15 protein-coding genes and 5 pseudogenes are annotated in these 18,870 nt (G+C 39.0%); 15 read left to right on the top strand and 5 right to left on the bottom strand.

From position 1 onward, the window contains the following. The first annotated feature begins 25 nt into the window (after nt 1-25). The 4 genes and pseudogenes from AKG34_RS11465 to AKG34_RS29645 all read left to right on the top strand — a co-directional run bounded on the left by AKG34_RS11465 (nt 26) and on the right by AKG34_RS29645 (nt 2,219). Nucleotides 26-778, top strand: a complete 753-nt coding sequence (locus AKG34_RS11465) for an SDR family NAD(P)-dependent oxidoreductase (protein ID WP_053346196.1) — start codon at nt 26-28, stop codon at nt 776-778. Between the two features lie 113 nt (nt 779-891). Continuing rightward, nucleotides 892-1,126 (top strand): annotated as a pseudogene (locus tag AKG34_RS28860) (DDE-type integrase/transposase/recombinase); the annotation flags it as partial. Between the two features lie 519 nt (nt 1,127-1,645). Further along, nucleotides 1,646-1,828, top strand: coding sequence for a hypothetical protein (locus AKG34_RS29650; RefSeq protein ID WP_053346195.1), 183 nt, complete (start codon nt 1,646-1,648; stop codon nt 1,826-1,828). Between the two features lie 286 nt (nt 1,829-2,114). After that, nucleotides 2,115-2,219 carry a helix-turn-helix domain-containing protein gene (locus AKG34_RS29645; protein WP_161804926.1) on the top strand — a complete coding sequence of 35 codons (105 nt, stop codon included), beginning with the start codon at nt 2,115-2,117 and terminating at the stop codon, nt 2,217-2,219. Nucleotides 2,220-2,920: 701 nt separating this feature from the next. Here AKG34_RS29645 and AKG34_RS11455 read toward each other — a convergent pair. Together AKG34_RS11455 and AKG34_RS11450 are read right to left on the bottom strand one after the other, a co-directional pair. Beyond that, nucleotides 2,921-3,226 carry a response regulator transcription factor gene (locus tag AKG34_RS11455; protein ID WP_053346194.1) on the bottom strand — a complete coding sequence of 102 codons (306 nt, stop codon included), beginning with the start codon at nt 3,224-3,226 and terminating at the stop codon, nt 2,921-2,923. Next, the gene (locus tag AKG34_RS11450; RefSeq protein ID WP_053346193.1) at nt 3,205-3,456 is read right to left on the bottom strand and encodes a hypothetical protein; all 252 of its coding nucleotides are present in this window, start codon (nt 3,454-3,456) and stop codon (nt 3,205-3,207) included. The genes AKG34_RS11455 and AKG34_RS11450 overlap by 22 nt, the downstream gene beginning before the upstream one ends. 465 nt (nt 3,457-3,921) lie before the next feature. Here AKG34_RS11450 and eutH point away from each other — a divergent pair, with 465 nt between their 5' ends. The 3 genes and pseudogenes from eutH (at nt 3,922) to speE (ending at nt 6,734) form a co-directional block, all read left to right on the top strand. Further along, nucleotides 3,922-5,184 carry an ethanolamine utilization protein EutH gene (gene eutH / locus AKG34_RS11445; protein WP_053346192.1) on the top strand — a complete coding sequence of 421 codons (1,263 nt, stop codon included), beginning with the start codon at nt 3,922-3,924 and terminating at the stop codon, nt 5,182-5,184. Between the two features lie 174 nt (nt 5,185-5,358). Next, nucleotides 5,359-5,547: pseudogene (locus AKG34_RS26925) on the top strand (DDE-type integrase/transposase/recombinase); the annotation flags it as partial. A 371-nt stretch (nt 5,548-5,918) separates the two neighbouring features. Continuing rightward, nucleotides 5,919-6,734, top strand: coding sequence for a polyamine aminopropyltransferase (gene speE, locus AKG34_RS11440; RefSeq protein ID WP_053346191.1), 816 nt, complete (start codon nt 5,919-5,921; stop codon nt 6,732-6,734). Nucleotides 6,735-6,813: 79 nt separating this feature from the next. Here speE and AKG34_RS27525 read toward each other — a convergent pair. After that, nucleotides 6,814-6,891, bottom strand: a pseudogene (locus AKG34_RS27525) (IS6 family transposase); the annotation flags it as partial. A 137-nt stretch (nt 6,892-7,028) separates the two neighbouring features. Here AKG34_RS27525 and AKG34_RS26920 point away from each other — a divergent pair. Then, the gene (locus AKG34_RS26920; RefSeq protein WP_083450761.1) at nt 7,029-7,397 is read left to right on the top strand and encodes an aspartyl-phosphate phosphatase Spo0E family protein; all 369 of its coding nucleotides are present in this window, start codon (nt 7,029-7,031) and stop codon (nt 7,395-7,397) included. Here the strand turns inward: AKG34_RS26920 and AKG34_RS26915 are convergent. Together AKG34_RS26915 and AKG34_RS11435 are read right to left on the bottom strand one after the other, a co-directional pair. Continuing rightward, nucleotides 7,366-7,890, bottom strand: a pseudogene (locus AKG34_RS26915) (IS6 family transposase); the annotation flags it as partial. The gene AKG34_RS26920 and the pseudogene AKG34_RS26915 overlap by 32 nt on opposite strands. A 201-nt stretch (nt 7,891-8,091) precedes the next feature. Continuing rightward, on the bottom strand, nt 8,092-9,324 hold the full coding sequence (locus AKG34_RS11435) for a MerR family transcriptional regulator (RefSeq protein ID WP_053346190.1): 1,233 nt from the start codon (nt 9,322-9,324) through the stop codon (nt 8,092-8,094). A 187-nt stretch (nt 9,325-9,511) separates the two neighbouring features. Between AKG34_RS11435 and AKG34_RS11430 the strand changes: the two genes are divergently transcribed. The 7 genes and pseudogenes from AKG34_RS11430 (at nt 9,512) to AKG34_RS11400 (ending at nt 18,839) form a co-directional block, all read left to right on the top strand. Continuing rightward, on the top strand, nt 9,512-10,798 hold the full coding sequence (locus tag AKG34_RS11430; protein ID WP_053346189.1) for an NAD(P)/FAD-dependent oxidoreductase: 1,287 nt from the start codon (nt 9,512-9,514) through the stop codon (nt 10,796-10,798). A 13-nt stretch (nt 10,799-10,811) separates the two neighbouring features. Beyond that, complete coding sequence (locus AKG34_RS11425; RefSeq protein WP_053346188.1) at nt 10,812-12,284, top strand: aldehyde dehydrogenase family protein; 1,473 nt, start codon at nt 10,812-10,814, stop codon at nt 12,282-12,284. A 45-nt stretch (nt 12,285-12,329) separates the two neighbouring features. Continuing rightward, nucleotides 12,330-13,748: an MATE family efflux transporter gene (locus AKG34_RS11420; RefSeq protein ID WP_053346187.1), complete on the top strand. Its 1,419-nt coding sequence runs from the start codon at nt 12,330-12,332 to the stop codon at nt 13,746-13,748. A 45-nt stretch (nt 13,749-13,793) separates the two neighbouring features. Next, a pseudogene (locus AKG34_RS11415) lies at nt 13,794-14,070 on the top strand (cupin domain-containing protein). Nucleotides 14,071-14,254: 184 nt separating this feature from the next. Next, a complete protein-coding gene (locus AKG34_RS11410) occupies nt 14,255-15,715 on the top strand; it encodes a CoA-acylating methylmalonate-semialdehyde dehydrogenase (RefSeq protein ID WP_053346186.1) in 1,461 nt (486 codons plus the stop codon). A gap of 53 nt (nt 15,716-15,768) precedes the next feature. Further along, a complete protein-coding gene (locus tag AKG34_RS11405) occupies nt 15,769-17,109 on the top strand; it encodes an aspartate aminotransferase family protein (protein ID WP_053348083.1) in 1,341 nt (446 codons plus the stop codon). A 110-nt stretch (nt 17,110-17,219) separates the two neighbouring features. After that, nucleotides 17,220-18,839 (top strand): amidohydrolase, encoded by a 1,620-nt coding sequence (locus AKG34_RS11400; protein ID WP_053346185.1) that lies wholly within the window; start codon nt 17,220-17,222, stop codon nt 18,837-18,839. Nucleotides 18,840-18,870: the final 31 nt, after the last annotated feature.

Here is an 18,870-nt window from a genome sequence, read left to right as displayed (position 1 = left end):
CTAAAATTGGAGGGGGAATGGTAATATGACTCACAATCTAAATGGGAAAATTGCATTAGTTACAGGCGGTTCAAGAGGAATTGGAAGACATATAAGTGCAAATTTAGCCGATTCAGGTGCAATAGTTATTGTCAACTATGCAAATAACCAAGAAGCAGCACAACAAACCGTTGATTTCATTCTATCTACTGGAGGAAAAGCTCTATTAGTCAAAGGGGACGTGACAGATGAGGAATCAGTAAAACACCTTGTAAAACAAACTGAGGAAAAAGTCGGTGAAAACATTGGTATTTTAATTAATAATGCAACTGGCCCTCAACCTGAGTTATCTATTGAAGAAAGTACATGGGACGATTATTTAGATCAACTTAATTTCTTCGTAAAAGCACCTTTATTATTAACAAAAGCTATTTTACCTGGAATGAAGAAAAAAAACGAAGGTCGAATTATTAATATCGGAAGCGAAGTTATTCAGATGGGAAATCCAAATTTTTCAAACTACGTAACAGCAAAGTCTTCCCAACTTGGAATGACACGTTCCTGGGCAAGTGAATTAGGACCTTTTGGCATTACGGTCAATTTAATAAATCCAGGTTTTATCCCAGTAGAAAGACACGAGGGAATAGATACGAGTGAATATAAAAAAGGCGTTCCTCTTTGTAAAATGGGTGAGCCTCGAGATATTGGAAATGCTGTTGTATTTTTGGCATCCAATGAAGCAAAATTTATTACGGGACAATGTTTATCAGTTAATGGTGGAAATACTTTTGGCATTTAGATGTAATAACTAATGTAACATTAATATGGCATAAAAAGAAAATGTAAGGTGAGTAATTTGGGGGAGAAGCATTACAGTCGTTGTTCACAGGTGACGTTCAAGTAGTTGTGCTTACAGAAGGGCATATGATTGATTGGTATTTAAGCAAATCAAGAGATAAACATGCAGCCAAGCGCTTTATTAAGAAAGCCTTGGCTTTTTCGTACGTGTCTAAACCTCTCGTGTAAACAGTAGATGAGAACACTGCCTACCCTATAGCACTTCAAGATTTAAAAAAGGGAAACATAATCTGAAGGCATACAACTAAGGCAATTTTTTAGATATCTCAATAAAAGAGTGGAACAAAATCAAGTCGATAACCCATGGAAATCAGGAGAGATTACAGCCGTTAAAGCCATAACGAATTTAGGCCTTAAAAAGACGACTTTTTAGTTAAAAAATACGAAAGAGATATTAAAAATAGCCTAATATATGGGCTGGATTCATCTTTTTTAGTATTATGTAAACTCAACAGATTAATAGTTTTATAAAACAAACTGTATGAAAAGTTTCGCCATTTTATAGTCAGTTTTGACAATTGATATATCTTATAGAAAGAATTAGTATTTATCATATGAATATCAATAATAATGATCAAGGAGGGGAGGATAACATGACTAATACAAAACTAACAAAGGAAAGAAAAGATATGAAAATCCGTGAAGTTTGGGAAGCAAGAAAACGAATCTTCAATTGTAGGTAGAACTCCATTGATTCAATCTACTATACTATCAGAAAAAATTGGACGTCCTGTTTTTTTAAAAGCTTGAAAATGTTCATGAGGTTGGAGCATTTAAAGTAAAGGGAGCCGCCAATAAGATACTCAGCTTGAGTGAAGAAGAAAAAAAACGTGGAGTTGCAACGTTTTCAACTGGAACCATGGTATGGCTGGAGCACCAGGTCACTCTCCCTTTCGTAGGCATTGATGATTTTGCATTCAAGAAGCGGATGTCCTATGGTACAGTGTTCATTGATTTGAAAAATCATAGGCCGTTGGATCAATTCGCGTAAACCTGAATAGGTATATCTGTGGTTAACCAAACATTCCGAGATCAGCTTGATTACTCGGGATGACTCAAAGGGCTGCGAAAGCAGTTTCCAACGCTTCGCCAACCATTTTGCAGGTGGCTGACCAATGGCATATCCTTCGCCAACTGTTCGATGCTGTGATAAAAAAGCAATTTTCAGTCATGTACCTGCATAATGGAGCCTAAGAAGAGGTGGTCATGGCCGAATCAAATGAAGTACCACTACGTAAAAGTATCTTATCCGTTTAGAAAATGAAGAAAAAAGATGGGTGCGCATTCAACGGATTCAGTCCTTGTTTTCAAAAGGTTATGGTGTGAAGGCCATTGCAAGGGAACTCTACATTTCGAGAGGCACAGTCTATTCAGACTTGTGACAAACAGAGAGACAGAACCACCAACGGGCTTCGCCTCTCCCAAAATACCCGTCCATTGGTGCATTCACTGGTCAAGAAGGGACAGAAGGCAAAGCAGATTGAGCAGGAATGTCGCTCACAAGGCTCTACAGGATCACTTTCCACCTTGAATACCATGATTGCAGAGGAACGCAAACAAACAAAATGACACGGTCAGAAGACTTTTTCATTTCGGCAAAAGATCATTCAACTACTCTGGGATTCAGAAAACAAAGATTGCATCAATCAAATTGCCGAGCTGTATCCCCAATTGATCCAAACCTTCCCCGTGATAAGCAATCTCAATGAGCTTGTACATTCCTTTAGAGAATTACTGAAGGAAAAGGAAGATGCTAAATTGGAGAAGTGGGCTGAAGATTACAAGACATTTGATAATCCGTTCATCCAGACATTCATCAGCGGTATTCAACAGGATATCGCTGCGGTCAGATTAGCTATCCGGGAAGAATGAAGCAAAGATCCAGTAGAAGGTCATGTGAACCGTCTGAAAACAATCAAACGAATGATGTATGGAAGAGCCGGGTTTCAAGTATTAAGAAATCGATTTAATTAAATAAAAAAATAGATGAAAATTCGGAAGCTTGTAGAGAAAAAACACGCTACATTCTCTACAAGCTTACTCTCCTTCAGCGAAGGAGAGTTTTGTTGTTGATGAGGTGTTTTTATTGGATGATCCCTCTGCGCAAGGCTTCAGCCACTCCTTGCACTCGATTAAACACCTCGAGTTTTCGAATGGCGGATTGTACATAATTCTGGACGGTAAATTCGCTAATACCAAGGGATACAGCCATTACCTTCGTGCTTTCACCCCAAGACATTTTCTTCAATACTTCAATTTCCCGCTGGCTAAGTCTTTTGGAGTTTCTAGAGTAGTCATCTTCTCCAAATATTTGCCCTAAATGTTGCCCATATACACATAGATGGTGAAGAAGGCTATCTCTAACCGTTAAGGAATCTGTACTCCCCATGCAGGGCTTGCGTCATTGTATGCAACTCGACCTCCTGTACTTCTATTAATTTTTACTATATTTACAGCTATTTCAACATTTCTATATGTGCTTGTTGTCTTAACTGTTGTTTCATACTTACCATCTTCAGTTTCAAAATATACATATTCACTTGCGCTGGCTTCAGGTGCTCCGAAACCTAGTATAGATACTCCAATAATAGCAGCTAATACCAAAGATTTACGCTTCATTAAACCCTCCTTTTCTGAATGTTATATAAAGTAAATACCTATCTATTATAAGTAAAAAAAACATATTTGTAATATTTATCCTGTGATTAAAGATGACATTTTTAAACAACATTATTGTAAATGTAACGACTTTATTTGTAATTAAACATCTTTATTGTTAATCAACAGATTCACTAATTTCAGATATGCAATTTTGAGTACATTATTATTATCTGCATAAGCACACCTTACTCCACTACAATATGATAATAAAATATCCCCTTTGTTTTTTTACTAGTGTTGTTCTAAAATGACCTTGTTTGGTGAGGTTTTTTCGTAGAAGAGATCAGATGGTATTAGGAAACGAAGGGTGAATTTGTCCTTTTTTGCAAAAATGGCATTAATATTGCAAATACTCAAAAAGTATTCTTAGGATTTCTATTTTTGTAAGAATCCATTTATGCCATTTAAGAAGGGATGAAACTTATGGAGAACTTAGGCACTCTTGTTATTTATGTCATTATGGCTTTTGCTGTTATGGGGGCAATTGCGGCAATCCGTAATGAAGATGAAGGAATGGGAAAGGAGTTTATGCAGGGGATTTATACGATTGGTCCTATTTTCATTCCAATTGCAGCCACTTTAGCGTCGATTCCGTACTTATCAAAATTTATTGAGTTTGTATTTGGTCCTATTTTTTCCGCGATTGGTGCCGATCCATCGATGGCGGCAACGACGTTGATTTCTAGTGATATGGGTAGTTACCAACTTGCGGATGTATTAGCTAGCACTCGCGAAAACTGGATTATTGCTACGGTTAACGGAATTATTATGGGACCGCATATTATATTTACGATTCCCGTTGCGCTGGCGATGCTACAAAAACGTGATCATAAATATTTAGCACTGGGAATGATGTCAGGAGTCCTTACCGTACCAATCAGTGTATTTATTACAACAAGCATACTTGCTTTAATGGACACAAAGATTAGAGAAACGATTAGTACAACGGCTGAGCCGACGTATCAATTATCGATGTCAATAGGCACGATCTTGATTAACCTTGTTCCTTTGACTGTGGTTGGGATATTTATTGCGATTGGATTACGGATGTTCCCTAATTTAATGATTAAAGGTTTTATGTGGATCGGTCACTTCATGAGCGCAGCGATGAAGTTGGTATTAGTTTTTTCGATTGTAGAATATTTTACTGGTGTTTTTTCGACGGTGTTCGGAAGCTGGGGATTTGATCCGATTATTGCGGATGAAGAAGATCAGTTTAGAGGGTTAGAAATTGCCGGATATATCGGTATTATGCTTGCGGGCGCGTTTCCGATGGTCCATGCTATTCAAAAATATTTTGCTAAGCCACTTCAATTTTTTGGTAAGATGTTGGGCTTGAGCAGCATCGGTAGTGCAGGAGTTATTGCTGCTACAGCTAATCCACTAGCCCTTTTTAAAATCATTAAGGACATGCCTGCTAAAGATAAGGTACTAACGATTGCTTATGCGATTAGTGGTGGTTGGATGATTGGTGATCAGCTCGCATTCCCGGCAAATTTCCAACCAACTATTATTTTTCCGGTAATGGTTGGAAAGTTTCTTGGTGCTATCCTGGCCATTATCTTAGCGTATCGTATTTCTGTTCCAAAAGCGCTAGAGATTGAACGGAATCAGAAGTTAGAGGATGAAGCCAAGAAGAAGGTGGCAGCTGACGACAATCAAGTTCCTCTCGAGGCTACAGTTTAATATATTTCTTCAGTGTTGGAGAAGAAATATGACTTTTATGAACATTCAATTCGTGGAGCCGTTCATCAAAATTGTTTACGACCAATTGACAGAGTAATAGATGTTTTGAGTGACACACGTGCATATCCAATTAACACCAAAATCACTCATTTCTCATTTTACCTTTGATTTTAAGAAGAGAAACATATACCTGAAGGCATGCAAATAAGGCAAGTTAGATATCTCAAGAATATAGTAGAACAAGATTACCGTTTTATTAAGAAGCATGTTTGCTCTATGTTAGGGTTCAAATCATTTCATACAGCTAATTATATACTCAGTGGCATCGAAGTGATGCATTGCAAATCGTTTAGGTTAATATAACCCTTACAGATAATCCTAGTTAAGTTATGTTTGAAATTAAAATTCCCATTAAAAAAGCATGACCTTTGTGAAACGCAAAGGTTTATATTATATCTATCACTCTATAAAGATGGTATGACGGGGTGAGAAAAGGCTTGATTTTGTCTATACGTCAGGTTCCTGATTCTCGACGTCGGAGGACCAGCCGCCAATGAACTATCGTTTATTGTGAGGTATCATTAAAGAGTGAATATAGACAGATTTAATCGAATTTTCAATTTTGTATGATCCGATAGAAGTAAATGCATCCGAAGCAGTGCCATCTGCTTCGAGTTCATCTATCTTATGTCTGATCATATAAATAAAAATATAGAAAGGAAAAGAAATCGAATATGGAATTATGGTTTACAGAAAAACAAACTGAGTCTTTTGGTATTACAGCAAGAGTTAATAAAAACCTTCACTCCGAGAAAACAGAGTATCAACAATTGGACATGATTCAAACCGAAGAATTCGGTAATATGCTTCTACTTGACGGAATGGTTATGACCACCGAAAAGGATGAATTTGTCTATCATGAGATGATTGTTCATGTTCCATTATATACTCATCTAAATCCACAAAAGGTGCTCGGTGATGGGGGAACGATTCGGGAGGTATTGAAACACCCAAGCGTTACCAATGTTGTTCAAGTTGAAATCGATGAAAAAGTAGTGGAATATTCAAAGCAGCATTTACCCAATATCGCCTCTGAGTACAGCAACCCGCGCGTAGAGCTTAGTGTAGGTGATGGCTTTATGCATATTCTAAATAGTGAAGATGAATATGACGTCATTTTGGTCGATTCCACCGAGCCTGTAGGGCCAGCTGCTAATTTATTTACTAAAGGGTTTTATGCGGGAATATCAAAGGCATTAAAGGAAAACGGCATCTTCGTTGCCCAGACAGATAATCCTTGGTTTAAAGGGGATCTGATACGAGATGCGATTCATGATACAAAAGAGATTTTCCCGATTGCTCGCCTTTATACTTGTAATATTCCAACATATCCGAGTGGGTTGTGGACATTTACGCTTGGAGCGAAGACACATGATCCACTGGATGTAAATGTCTCTCGTTTCTTTGAACTTGACACAAAGTATTACACGCCTGAATTGCATAAAGCATCATTTGTTCTCCCTAAATTTGTTCAGAATTTGTGTAAATAGTGTTTTAGAGAAGAAATTATTTGGGTGTGGTGCAAAGATTGTAATCGTCTGAAAGAGGCACATAAAATCCTAGTAGAATCTAGTTTCCAAAAAGTTGATGGATGAATTCTTTCTGATTTTGGACAGACTGATCCTGCAAATCATTTTGTCCTTTTCTCATCATATACGTAGTTTCTATAAAAGTTCAGTTAACATAACGTTCACTTGGGGAAGCTTGATGTCTTCCGTCCTAATCATACAATAATTTTAATAACTTATAAAAATTGTAAACTACCAACCAAAGTTAGCCGGGTGATGATTTTGCTATTTAAAAACCACACGAAGACCTGTTGTCTCCAATGTCGATTATTATTAGCAGAAATAGAAAACATCAGAGAACTAATGACATTTTCTGCCCTTGAAAAAGGCTTCATGGATCCTCAAACGATAGAGATCAGCCAGAATCTAGATCAACTGTTGAATAAATTAGAAACTACTGACTCAGGACTAAATTGCACCTATTTAGTCCTTTTATTTTTTCTCAAGATGATCTTATATACAACTAGATTACATAAGAGTTCCTATAAGTGGTTCTGGTGCAAAGATTGTATTTATTTGAAAGGGGTCTATAGATTCTTAATAGAATCTGTTCTTATGCAGCCATTCCAAATAGTTGAGGAATGAACTTCACTTGATTTTGGACAGACTTGTCCCGTAAAGCAAGTTGTACTTTTTTAATGATATGCATCGCTTCTATTCCAGAAATAATGGATGTAGTTGTGCGAAAGGATTTCAATCCTAACATCGAACGAACTCGCTTTTTAATAAACCGATGAACTTGTTCCAATATGTTATTAACATATTTCACTTGCCTTATTTGGATTCCTAAATGGCATCTTTTTTCTTTTCTCAATTCTTCAACTGCTATAGGTTAAGCTGGATTCTTATCGACTGTCACGACACGAGGCTCAGAAATATGAAAAGACTGCAAAGCTTTCTTGAAGAATAGCTTTGCAGCCTTGTGGTTTCTTGTTTTGCTTAGGTAAAAATCGATGGTATTGCCTTTCGAATCGACAGCACGTTAAGGTATCATCCATTGACTTTTTACTTTGATATATGTTTCATCGACTCTCCAATAGTCATTGGTTTGCTTGAGATGACGACGGATTCGTTTGTCATGATGATCATGTTTCCATTTGAATAAATTTCGCTTTTCCATACTGATCAAGCACCTTTTTTAGAGTAATAGTATCAGTATGTCCAAGATTTAGAGATTACTTGCAATGATCTTGAAGTTTTCGCACCAGAACCATTTTAGCTACAAGGGGCTGTCTCATCCGTGAACTAGCCTACTTTTCGGACAGCCTTTTTTTGTATGCTATTTTTTCGTACTAGCCAAATACATTAGCATGTGGAATTTTTCGTCTATTACATGATAATCAAAAAAAGGTCCTGGATCTGTACAGTAACCGATATTTTCACTTTGCGTGATTTGAAATCCGTTAACTGATATATTTTCTTCTATGTATTTTGGATATAAAATATGCTCGTGGGAATTTGGATATAAGGCTGAAATATTTTTCAAGGATTTGGCCGAGCTATCATAATAGGAGTACCCGCCGACAATTGTTGAACTGCTATGGAAATAGTTTTTTAGAACATGAATTGGGAACTGCGGATTGAGCAGTGAAAAATCATTTGCTGTAAAACTATCCACAAAAACATCGATGCTAAGCGGCTTCAATGGCAGATTTAAATCAGAATTCAAAATATAAAGGACATTTGGCTTCGGATTCATACGCTCAATTCTTTTTCTAACCTTCTTGAGCATCGCAAGCGAATAGCCACTGAATACATAGGATGCGCTCGTTTCAAGAACATCGATATATTTGGGTAGTGACACAACAGCGTCAACGTTTGTTTCCACGATTAATTTGTTTTTCAAATCTACATTTTGTAGAACTTTTTGAAACCAAAAATTACTTTTTTCAAATAAGTTAATCATTTTGGGATTGATCTCTTTAATCGTTTCTTTATCGTAAAAATAAGATGGATAAGGAGACGTCTCGTACAAGTTCGCGGTAATGATAATACCTTCCTCGATAGCTGCCTCATATCCACAGGTACAAGTTAAACTCCCCGTTTGAATGTAGACTTTTTTAATCGTTATCTCTTTCATTTCAAGTGGAATGTGGCACTTCGGACAATAGAGTAGATTTACAAAGGAAAGTGGGATCCCTGTAAAATCCTCTTCTTTGGATGAAGGCGAGTTGGTTTGAACCGTTTTTTCAATCAATTGGATAGCTTTTGATATGTCTTCTTTTTTCTTGGTCAGCTGGTTCTTTTTATCAATGAGCAAGTTGTTGTAGTAGTCGATATCCTCATGGTCCGAGAAGTTTGTGACACGCCGATACGATAAAATTTGTTGAATTTCTAACAGTGAAAAATGAAATTTTTTCAGCTCAGTAATAAAAGCCATGTCGTCGAGACACAATTGGTTCATTTGATACTGGGTGTTTTTTTTGTCTGGTATTAATAATCCCTGTTCAATGTAATAACGAACGGTATCGGTCGTAACATGAAAAAGCTTTGCAAATGTACCAATTTTCATAGATGCCCCCCCAATGAAGAAAGTGGAGTTACTCCACTTTTTTACGAAAATGAATTCAAAAAACGCTCAAATGACTATTGACATGGAGGAAACTCCAAGTCATATGATGGATTCAAGAAGTGTGAATATTGTGAATAAAATTTGACTGTATTATAGCATACATGTCACAAAAGGAGTAGAACTAGCTATGGATAAGATGGATCGAATGGATGCTCTCTCACTGTGGGCAGCGACTGCAAACAGCTATGAAAAAGAAAAGCTTCTTGAAGGAAATGAAGAGGCGGATGTTGTCATAATTGGCGCAGGTTTCACAGGTCTTTCTTCTGCTTATCATTTGCAAAAATTAGGGAAGAGTGTCATTGTCCTTGAGCAAGAAACGATCGGATATGGCGCCAGCGGTCGTAACGGCGGGATGGTATTGCCAGGCTATAAGCCAACGGTGCAGGAGCTTGCCAAAAAGTATGGTGTCGACGAGGCGAGGCAGCTTAACGATCTCTCCCTGTTTAGTGTTGAACTGGTTAAAAAAATCATTGACGAGCATCAAATCAACTGTAACTTTAGAAAGACAGGTCACATTGTGGCGGCTTACAAAGCCAAGCATTTTGAAGGATTGAAACATGAAAGCGAATACTTAAACAAAAATTTCGGGTACGAATCAAGCGTACTTGATCGAAGTCAGTTGCATCAAGAGATCGATTCCCCACTTTATTATGGCTGCTTAGTCGACAACTCGAGTTACTCGTTCCAGCCACTGAACTATGCAATTGGTTTGGGAGAAGCCGCTAAATCGATTGGTGCAAAAATCTTTGAGCATTCGAAAGCACTATCTATTGAGTACGGTCAAAACAGTGTGAAAGTTGTAACAGAAAAAGGTGCTGTTACTGCGAAAGACATTATTGTCGCTACAGATGGTTACTCCGGAAAAATCATGAATGAACTGAACAAAGGCGTACTGCCAATTTCGGCACGTATTATTGCTACTGAACAGCTGTCAGAATCACTGGTGAGTACCGTCATTCCTAAAGATCGCATGGTTTTTGATACAAGCAATTTCCTTTACTATTTCCGACGTACACCAGATAATCGGATCGTATTTGGCGGTGGCGATATTCGTCCAAACTTAGGCGATACCGTTTATCAAAGTGTTTACGATGCCATGGTTAAAATAATGCCAAAACTAGCAGGAAGCAAAATTGAATACCGTTGGGGTGGATTTATCGGGGTTACAATTGATACGTTCCCGGTTATCGGCAGATCCAAAGAAGGCGCATATTTCGCAACGGGTTATACGGGCCACGGTGCTTCCCTCTCGACATTGTTTGGTAAGTTATTGGCACAATGGATCGTTACGGGGAGTGCAGGTGGATATCGATTTGAAAAGGAACGCCTCAAATCATTCCCGTTCTATAATCAGAAAACGATGCTGGTAAATCTAGCACATATTGGATTTAAACTGAAAGATATTATTGCTTAAAGGAGAGTTGTTTATGAAAATTAACATGTTCATTGACGGGAAATGGGTAGAAGCGTTATCCGGTGCTAGACGAAACATTATCAATCCTGCAACCGGAGAGGTGATCGCATCGTCTGCTGATGGATCAGCAGACGATGCGAAGATAGCGATCAAGGCGGCTCGTAAAGCGTTTGACAGCGGGATCTGGTCGAATTTATCGGCTGATGAAAGAGCTGACTATCTCTATAAGATTGCAGACCGTCTTGAAGAGAAGACAGCTGAAATTGCACGTTTGGAAACTGCAAATAACGGTAAGGTTATTCGTGCAACCACCTATGTGGATATTCCAGTATCGATTCAATGCTTCCGCTATTATGCTGACTTGATCAAAGGCATGAAAAAGGAATCTTACACTCGTGCTGATTCTTCGGAAACAATGATTATTCATGAACCGATTGGTGTTTGTGGACTTGTTGTACCTTGGAACTTCCCGCTTATGTTAGCTGTTTGGCAAATTGCTCCTGCACTCGCCGCAGGGAATACAATTGTACTTAAGCCTGCTGAGGTCACTCCTGTAAGCGTATTCAAATTATTTGAAATTATCGAAGAGGTTGGACTTCCGGCCGGAGTGGCGAACTTGGTATTGGGACCTGGATCAAAAGTTGGGAATGAGCTTGCCGAGAGCCATGATGTTGACAAGATTGCCTTTACCGGCGGAACAAAAACAGGCCAAAGCATTATGCGCGCAGCTGCGGGCAATATGAAAAAAATCACACTTGAACTGGGTGGTAAATCTCCACTTATTGTGTTCGACGATGTGGATTTTGAAACTGCTGTCGAGAATGCGATGTTTGGTATTTTCCACAATGCTGGGCAAGTTTGTTCAGCTGCATCTCGTTTGCTTGTACAAGAGACCATTTACGATAAGTTTGTTGAAAGATTGGCCGAGCGTGCAAGCAAAATTGTAGTTGGCAACGGGGAAAGCGAAAACATTGAAATGGGAGCCCTTACAAACGAGCCTCATATGAATGAAGTTTTACATTACATCAAGAGCGGAATCGAAGAAGGTGCAAAATTAGTTTGTGGTGGTAAGCGCTTAACAGAAAATGGGCTTGATCGAGGATTTTTTATTGCGCCAACGATCTTTGCTGATGTTAATGCGAATATGCGTATTGTTAAGGAAGAGATTTTTGGTCCAGTCCTTGTTGTACAGAAATTTACAGATGAGGAAGATGCCATCCAAAAAGCGAATGATTCTATTTATGGATTAGCTGGTGCTGTATTTACTGAAGATATGGATCGAGCAAAACGTGTCATTAGTAAATTGCGTGCGGGAATTACTTGGATTAATAGTTATCATCTCGCCTATGTTGAAGGTCCTTGGGGAGGATATAAACAAAGTGGAATTGGCAGAGCGTTAGGTGCTGTTGGGCTGGAGCACTTTATGGAAACGAAGCAAATCAATATCCACCAGCATGCCAAGCCTGTAGGTTGGTATGCGAATTAATTGAGCTTAACTTACTACATCAATTATTTATAGGGGGATATGCTTATGGAAATAGCAGACAACCGTCCGTCATCGAAGATAGAGCAAGTAGAAGTAATGAATAAGCCAGCGTATGATTCAGTGCTGGGAACCAAAAGTATTCCGTTACTATATTTACGATTTGCTTTGGCAGGAATTATGGCTAACGCGATTCTAGGAGTTGCAGCGGTTGTCGATGGCTATTTCGTCAGTGGCTTTCAGGAGCTGGAAGTCGAAGGGATTGGAATTGGATTTACGGTCATGGTTATTACTCGTATGCTTGGCGTTCTTTTGGGTGTGGGAGCTGGAGCGGTCATTTCACTTCGACTTGGAAAAGGGAAAATCGAAGAAGCTAGAGGTATTATGGGACAAACCTTATGGTTTACTCTTTTCTTCACCATTTTGCTCGCTGTACTTGGAGTGGTCTTTGAAAATCAAATTATGACCTTATTCGGAGCAAGTGATGAAGCGCTTCCATATGCGGTGCAATATAGCCGACTACTATGGATATCATTGCCATTAACGATATTGGCCGTTGTATTAAGTGTTTTAACCAATATCGATGAAAAACCTGTATTATCAATGATCAGTTGGTTAGTCGCAGCAGTTGTTGGAGGGATTACAGAATGGATTATGGTAACGAAGTATGACATGGGGATGATGGGTTCCTCATGGGCCAATACGATTTCGCAATCGATTCCTGTTTTCCTGATCTTTTATTTCTGGTTTGGTAAAACAAAACTTAAGCCAAAAATGAAAGATATGATGATTAATCTCAAGACGATCGGTGAAGTGGCTTGGACGGGCTTTGCATCTTTCTCGAGTCTGTTCATGATGTTTATTGCCATTATTTTCTTCAACAACATGCTGCAAAGCTACGGTGGTGGGCTGCACGTTGCCGCTTTCACGATTCAAAACGGTTACATTACAAATATGCTCGCCTTAGCAGCGCTCGGTGGGATGACAGGACTTCAACCGATCATTAGTTATAATTACGGTGCGGGCAACCTTGATCGGGTTAAACAAGCAATTAAGATGGGACTCATTTTTACGGTTGTCTTCTTTGTGATTGTGACAGCCATACTAATCATTTTTGCAAATCCAATTGTGTCATTTTTCACCGGTGGTAATCCTGAATTGCAGAAACTGGGCATTTGGACGACAGTTGTATTCAATTCTTTGTATACGCTTAATGCAGTCAACTTGCTTATATCAGGTTATTTCGAAGCACAAGAGAGAAACTGGTCCGCAACGTTTATTAGTATTAGCAAAGTGCTGTTGTTCTTGTTCCCGTTTCTATTTATTTTCCCGAAATTCTGGGGTGTAGAAGGTATATGGTACGCAGGTCCTGCTGCAGAAATTCCAGGCGTTCTCATTGCCATATACTTTATGAAAAAAGAGTTCAAACGTTTAAAAGATACAAATGTTAAGACAGTACGTTTATAGAACCTATTCCTTCAAAATTACCTATAAGAAAGAGAGAGGATCATCATGTTTTTTGCGAAAAAGCTTACAGCAGAAGAAGCACAACAACTAGGTGTTGACACGTGGGAACTATGGGTAGGCGAACCGGATAAAGGAACGTGGCATCTAGAAGAACAGGAAGTTTTCTATGTGACTGACGGTGAAGTGTTTATTACTGTTGATGGAAAAAAGTATCATATTACAAAGGGTCGTTTCCTTGGCTAAGGACCTTGTCTGTGAATGGGATTGTCCAGTATTTTTGATAAAGAATTATAAAATGAACCATGAGATCATTCTGAAATAATGTGAAATGGGGAGGGGGCAAATGCTAAGCAGATGACTGCTCCTGTTGTCAATATTTATACTAGATGTTGACGAAATGTAGTGAAATTTATGCATATAGGTTTACATACCGTCATATGAATGCGCTTTCTTTTGCAGATTCAATAAATACATAGGACGGTTATCTAAAAATAGGAGGTTTCACCATGGCAGTAACGAAAAATGTACTAACGTTGAAAAATTATATTGGCGGACAATGGATAGAATCCACAAGTAAACAGGTTGAAGAAGTACCAAATCCAGCAACAGGAGAGGTCATTGCTCGTGTACCGCTTTCGACTAGAAAAGATTTAGATAGAGCTGTTACAACTGCTAAAGAAGCATTCAAAACATGGAGAAAGGTCGCAGTTCCTCGACGTGCTCGTATTCTATTTCGCTATCAACAACTATTAGTTGATAACTGGGAGGAGTTAGCTAGACTCGTTACCCTGGAAAACGGAAAAAGTTATGAAGAAGCTTACGGTGAAGTCTTGCGCGGGATTGAATGTGTTGAATTTGCCGCAGGTGCACCCACTTTAATGATGGGACAGCAGCTTCCGGATATTGCCACTGGTGTTGAATCGGGAATGTATCGTTACCCGATTGGAGTAATCGGGGGAATAACACCGTTTAATTTTCCGATGATGGTTCCATGCTGGATGTTCCCACTCGCAATTGCATGTGGAAACACATTTGTATTAAAACCATCTGAAAGAACACCGTTGTTGGTTAATCGTTTAGCTGAACTGTTTAAAGAGGCTGGTCTTCCAGATGGCGTATTAAATATTGTGCATGGTGCACACGACGTTGTTAATGGCATTTTATATAATGAAGATGTGAAGGCTGTATCCTTCGTTGGTTCTCAACCTGTGGCTGAGTATATATACAAAACTGCAGCAGCTAACGGCAAACGTGTACAAGCTCTTGCAGGGGCAAAAAATCATTCGATCGTATTAAAAGATGCGGACCTTAGTTCTGCAGCGAAAGAAATTACAAATGCTGCCTTCGGTTCAGCCGGTGAACGATGCATGGCGGCGGCTGTTGTTGTCGTGGAAGAAGACGTTGCAGATGAGCTCGTTAAAAGACTGCTTCAAGCGGCTAATGTTATTACTATTGGCAATGGTCTGGAAGAAGGTGTTTTCCTTGGTCCCGTTATTCGTGAAGGACATAAAGAGCGGACACTCGGCTACATTCAATCCGGTGTAGAGCAGGGAGCGACACTTATTCGTGACGGACGTGAAGACGATGCAGCAAACGGCCAAGGTTATTTTGTTGGCCCAACGATTTTTGACAATGTGACACAGGAAATGAAAATCTGGCAGGATGAAATCTTCGCACCGGTTCTTTCTGTTGTACGCGTAAAAGACTTGACAGAAGCGATTAATGTTGCTAATGCATCGCCATTCGCAAATGGTGCATGCCTGTACACCAATAGCGCTAAAGCCATTCGTGAATTCCGTGAAGAAATTGATGCAGGTATGCTTGGGGTCAATCTTGGAGTACCTGCACCAATGGCATTCTTCCCATTCTCAGGTTATAAGAAATCCTTCTATGGCGATCTCCATGCAAATGGAAAAGATGGCGTAGAATTCTATACTCGCAAGAAAATGCTTACCGCTCGTTATTAAAAGAGTGATGTAAAATCATAAAATCATAAAAGGAAAGAATGGAGTTGGTGATTGTGCAAGCGACAGAACAAACACAAAATTTGCAAAAAGCAGATGAAAAGTACCTTTGGCATGCAATGAGAGGAGCAGCTCCTAGTCCAACGAATTTAATTATCACAAAAGCAGAAGGGGCATGGGTGACGGATATTGATGGAAATCGTTATTTAGACGGTATGTCTGGTCTTTGGTGTGTGAATGTCGGGTATGGCCGCAAAGAGCTTGCGAGAGCGGCTTTTGAACAGCTTGAAGAAATGCCGTACTTTCCTCTGACACAAAGCCATGTTCCTGCTATTAAGTTAGCAGAAAAATTGAATGAATGGCTTGGTGATGATTATGTCATTTTCTTTTCTAACAGCGGGTCGGAAGCGAATGAAACGGCGTTTAAAATTGCTCGTCAATATCATCAGCAAAAAGGGAACCATGGACGCTATAAGTTTATTTCACGCTATCGCGCTTACCATGGTAATTCAATGGGGGCTCTTGCAGCAACAGGTCAAGCACAAAGAAAGTACAAATATGAACCATTAGGACAAGGTTTTCTGCATGTAGCGCCGCCTGATACGTATCGTAATCCAGATGATGTTCATACGCTGGCAAGTGCTGATGAAATCGATCGTGTCATGACATGGGAGTTAAGCCAAACAGTAGCCGGTGTGATTATGGAGCCGATTATTACCGGGGGCGGAATTTTAATGCCTCCTGATGGATATATGGCAAAAGTGAAAGAAATTTGTGAGAAGCACGGTGCGTTGCTTATTTGTGATGAAGTGATATGCGGATTTGGCCGGACAGGGAAGCCGTTTGGATTTATGAACTATGGCGTCAAACCAGATATCATTACAATGGCAAAAGGTATTACAAGTGCGTATCTTCCTTTGTCAGCAACGGCAGTCAGACGAGAGATTTATGAGGCTTACATAGGCAGTGAAGATTATGACCGCTTCCGACATGTGAATACGTTCGGAGGAAATCCTGCTGCCTGCGCTCTGGCTCTGAAGAATTTGGAAATCATGGAGAATGAGAAACTCATTGAACGCTCCAAAGAATTGGGTGAACGACTGTTACGTGAACTAGAGGATGTAAAGGAACATCCAAACGTGGGAGATGTTCGTGGAAAAGGCCTTCTTTTAGGTATTGAACTAGTGGAAGATAAGCAAACAAAAGAACCGGCTGCCATTGAAAAGATGAACAAAGTCATCAGTGCTTGTAAAGAAAAGGGACTGATTATCGGTAAAAATGGAGACACCGTTGCAGGATACAATAATGTTTTGCAAATTTCTCCTCCATTAAGCATTACAGAAGATGACTTTACTTTTATTGTTAAAACAATAAAAGAATGTTTATTTCAACTTTAACTAATTATTGATAAATCTTGTTAAAACACGGAATAGCAAATCGAGAGATATAACTTTTTTTAATACTGAACTGAACACTCTAAAAGAGGAATTCTGAAAGGGATGAGTTTATGAAAGCTGATGTTGTATTGATAAATGGAGAAGTTATTACAGCAGATCAAAAGAATACAGTAGTCGAAGCTGTAGCAATAAAAGATAATCGTATCGCAGTTGTTGGTTCAAATCAGGAGGTTAAGAGTTTTATAGGAGAAAAAACGGATGTATTTGACCTGCAAGGAAAAACGCTTCTTCCTGGATTCATTGATTCTCATATTCACCTCATTTTTTATGGGGTGAATCAGTTGGCGGTAAGTTGTAAAGCTGAACATATCGATTCTATCGAGGCTTTGTTAGATGACCTGAAAAAGAAAGCCTTAGAAACTCCTAAAGGTGAATGGATACGTGCTTGGGGCTTTAATGAAACGGCTGTGAAGGAAAAGCGTTATCCAACAATCGCTGAGCTGGATGAAATTTCAGTTGAACACCCCATTATTGTATCCCGTACTTGCAACCATATAAGCGTGGTGAACAGCAAAGCATTAGAAATTTCGCAAATTAACGAGAACACACCGGATCCTAATGGGGGAGTTATTGAAAAGAATCAGTCAGGAAGGCTTACAGGAAAGTTAATTGAAGCAGCAAATATGGGTATGAATGAGGTTGCAAGTTATACAGAAAGTGAACTGATGAAGGCTGTGAAAATAGCATCAGATCATTTCGTTGCAGCGGGCATAACAAGTATACATGAGGCAGGTGGAAATGGTCCTGAGAGTTACCGTTTACTGCAACAAGCTGTGAAAAGTAAGGATATTCGTGTCCGTATATATGCAATGATATGTCAGGTAAATAACTCCCATGAATTTGTTAATAAAATGGTCGAAGCTGGTGTGGTAACTGGTACCGGAGATGAGAGATTCAAAGTTGGACCAGTTAAATTGTTTACAGATGGAAGTAGCACCGGGCCAACAATTGCAACCCGTAAGTCGTACTCCAGTGACTCTAACAATTATGGCATTCTTTATTATAGTGAGGAAGAAATCTACCAGGTTTTAGGTGAAGCACATAAAAAAGGCTATCAAATCACTGTACATGCACAAGGTGATAAAGCCATTGAAATGTATTTAAATTGTGTAGAAAAGGCGTTGGAGGAATCACCAAGAAAAAACCATCGTCATCGGATTGAGCACGCGGGAATTTCTTCACCAGATTTACAAGAGAGAATGAAAAAACTCGAGATGGTTCCTATTCCAAATCCTCCATTTCCATATGAATTTGGAGAGATATATGTCCAACACTATGGTGATCGTGTTAATCACATGTACGCTGTTCGTGATTTTATTGATCGTGGCATCATGGCAGCAGGTGGATCGGACGCGCCAGTTACTGACTATAATCCTTTATTAGGAATTCATGTTGCTGTCAATAGAAAAAGCCAGTCTGGAATGGAGTTTGGTGCTAATCAATCTATAAGCGTAATGGAAGCTATTAAACTATACACCTGGAATGGCGCTTATGCGAGTTTTGAAGAAAAGATAAAAGGAAGCATAGAGGTCGGAAAGTTGGCGGATTTAGTTATATTAAATGACAGCATTTTAAGTGTCAACCCAAACCAAATTAAAGATTTAAAAGTAGAAACAACTATTATTGATGGTGAAATTATCTATCAAGAAGAACAATCAGTGAAAATTTAATATATGATAGTTTGCATAAAAATGAAAAAAG

Origin of the sequence: Peribacillus butanolivorans (assembly GCF_001273755.1) — a bacterium.
Lineage (GTDB): Bacteria > Bacillota > Bacilli > Bacillales > DSM-1321 > Peribacillus > Peribacillus butanolivorans.
The sequence above is the reverse complement of the archived record's forward strand: the minus strand, read 5'-3'. Positions and strand labels throughout refer to the sequence as shown.

Bases quoted from the DNA above. Each gene is read 5' to 3' on its own strand.
- AKG34_RS11465 (WP_053346196.1), top strand. From the start codon at position 26: ATGACTCACAATCTAAATGGGAAAATTGCATTAGTTACAGGCGGTTCA.
- AKG34_RS11455 (WP_053346194.1), bottom strand. From the start codon at position 3,226: ATGGGGAGTACAGATTCCTTAACGGTTAGAGATAGCCTTCTTCACCAT.
- AKG34_RS11450 (WP_053346193.1), bottom strand. From the start codon at position 3,456: ATGAAGCGTAAATCTTTGGTATTAGCTGCTATTATTGGAGTATCTATA.
- eutH (WP_053346192.1), top strand. From the start codon at position 3,922: ATGGAGAACTTAGGCACTCTTGTTATTTATGTCATTATGGCTTTTGCT.
- speE (WP_053346191.1), top strand. From the start codon at position 5,919: ATGGAATTATGGTTTACAGAAAAACAAACTGAGTCTTTTGGTATTACA.
- AKG34_RS26920 (WP_083450761.1), top strand. From the start codon at position 7,029: ATGATTTTGCTATTTAAAAACCACACGAAGACCTGTTGTCTCCAATGT.
- AKG34_RS11435 (WP_053346190.1), bottom strand. From the start codon at position 9,324: ATGAAAATTGGTACATTTGCAAAGCTTTTTCATGTTACGACCGATACC.
- AKG34_RS11430 (WP_053346189.1), top strand. From the start codon at position 9,512: ATGGATAAGATGGATCGAATGGATGCTCTCTCACTGTGGGCAGCGACT.
- AKG34_RS11425 (WP_053346188.1), top strand. From the start codon at position 10,812: ATGAAAATTAACATGTTCATTGACGGGAAATGGGTAGAAGCGTTATCC.
- AKG34_RS11420 (WP_053346187.1), top strand. From the start codon at position 12,330: ATGGAAATAGCAGACAACCGTCCGTCATCGAAGATAGAGCAAGTAGAA.
- AKG34_RS11410 (WP_053346186.1), top strand. From the start codon at position 14,255: ATGGCAGTAACGAAAAATGTACTAACGTTGAAAAATTATATTGGCGGA.
- AKG34_RS11400 (WP_053346185.1), top strand. From the start codon at position 17,220: ATGAAAGCTGATGTTGTATTGATAAATGGAGAAGTTATTACAGCAGAT.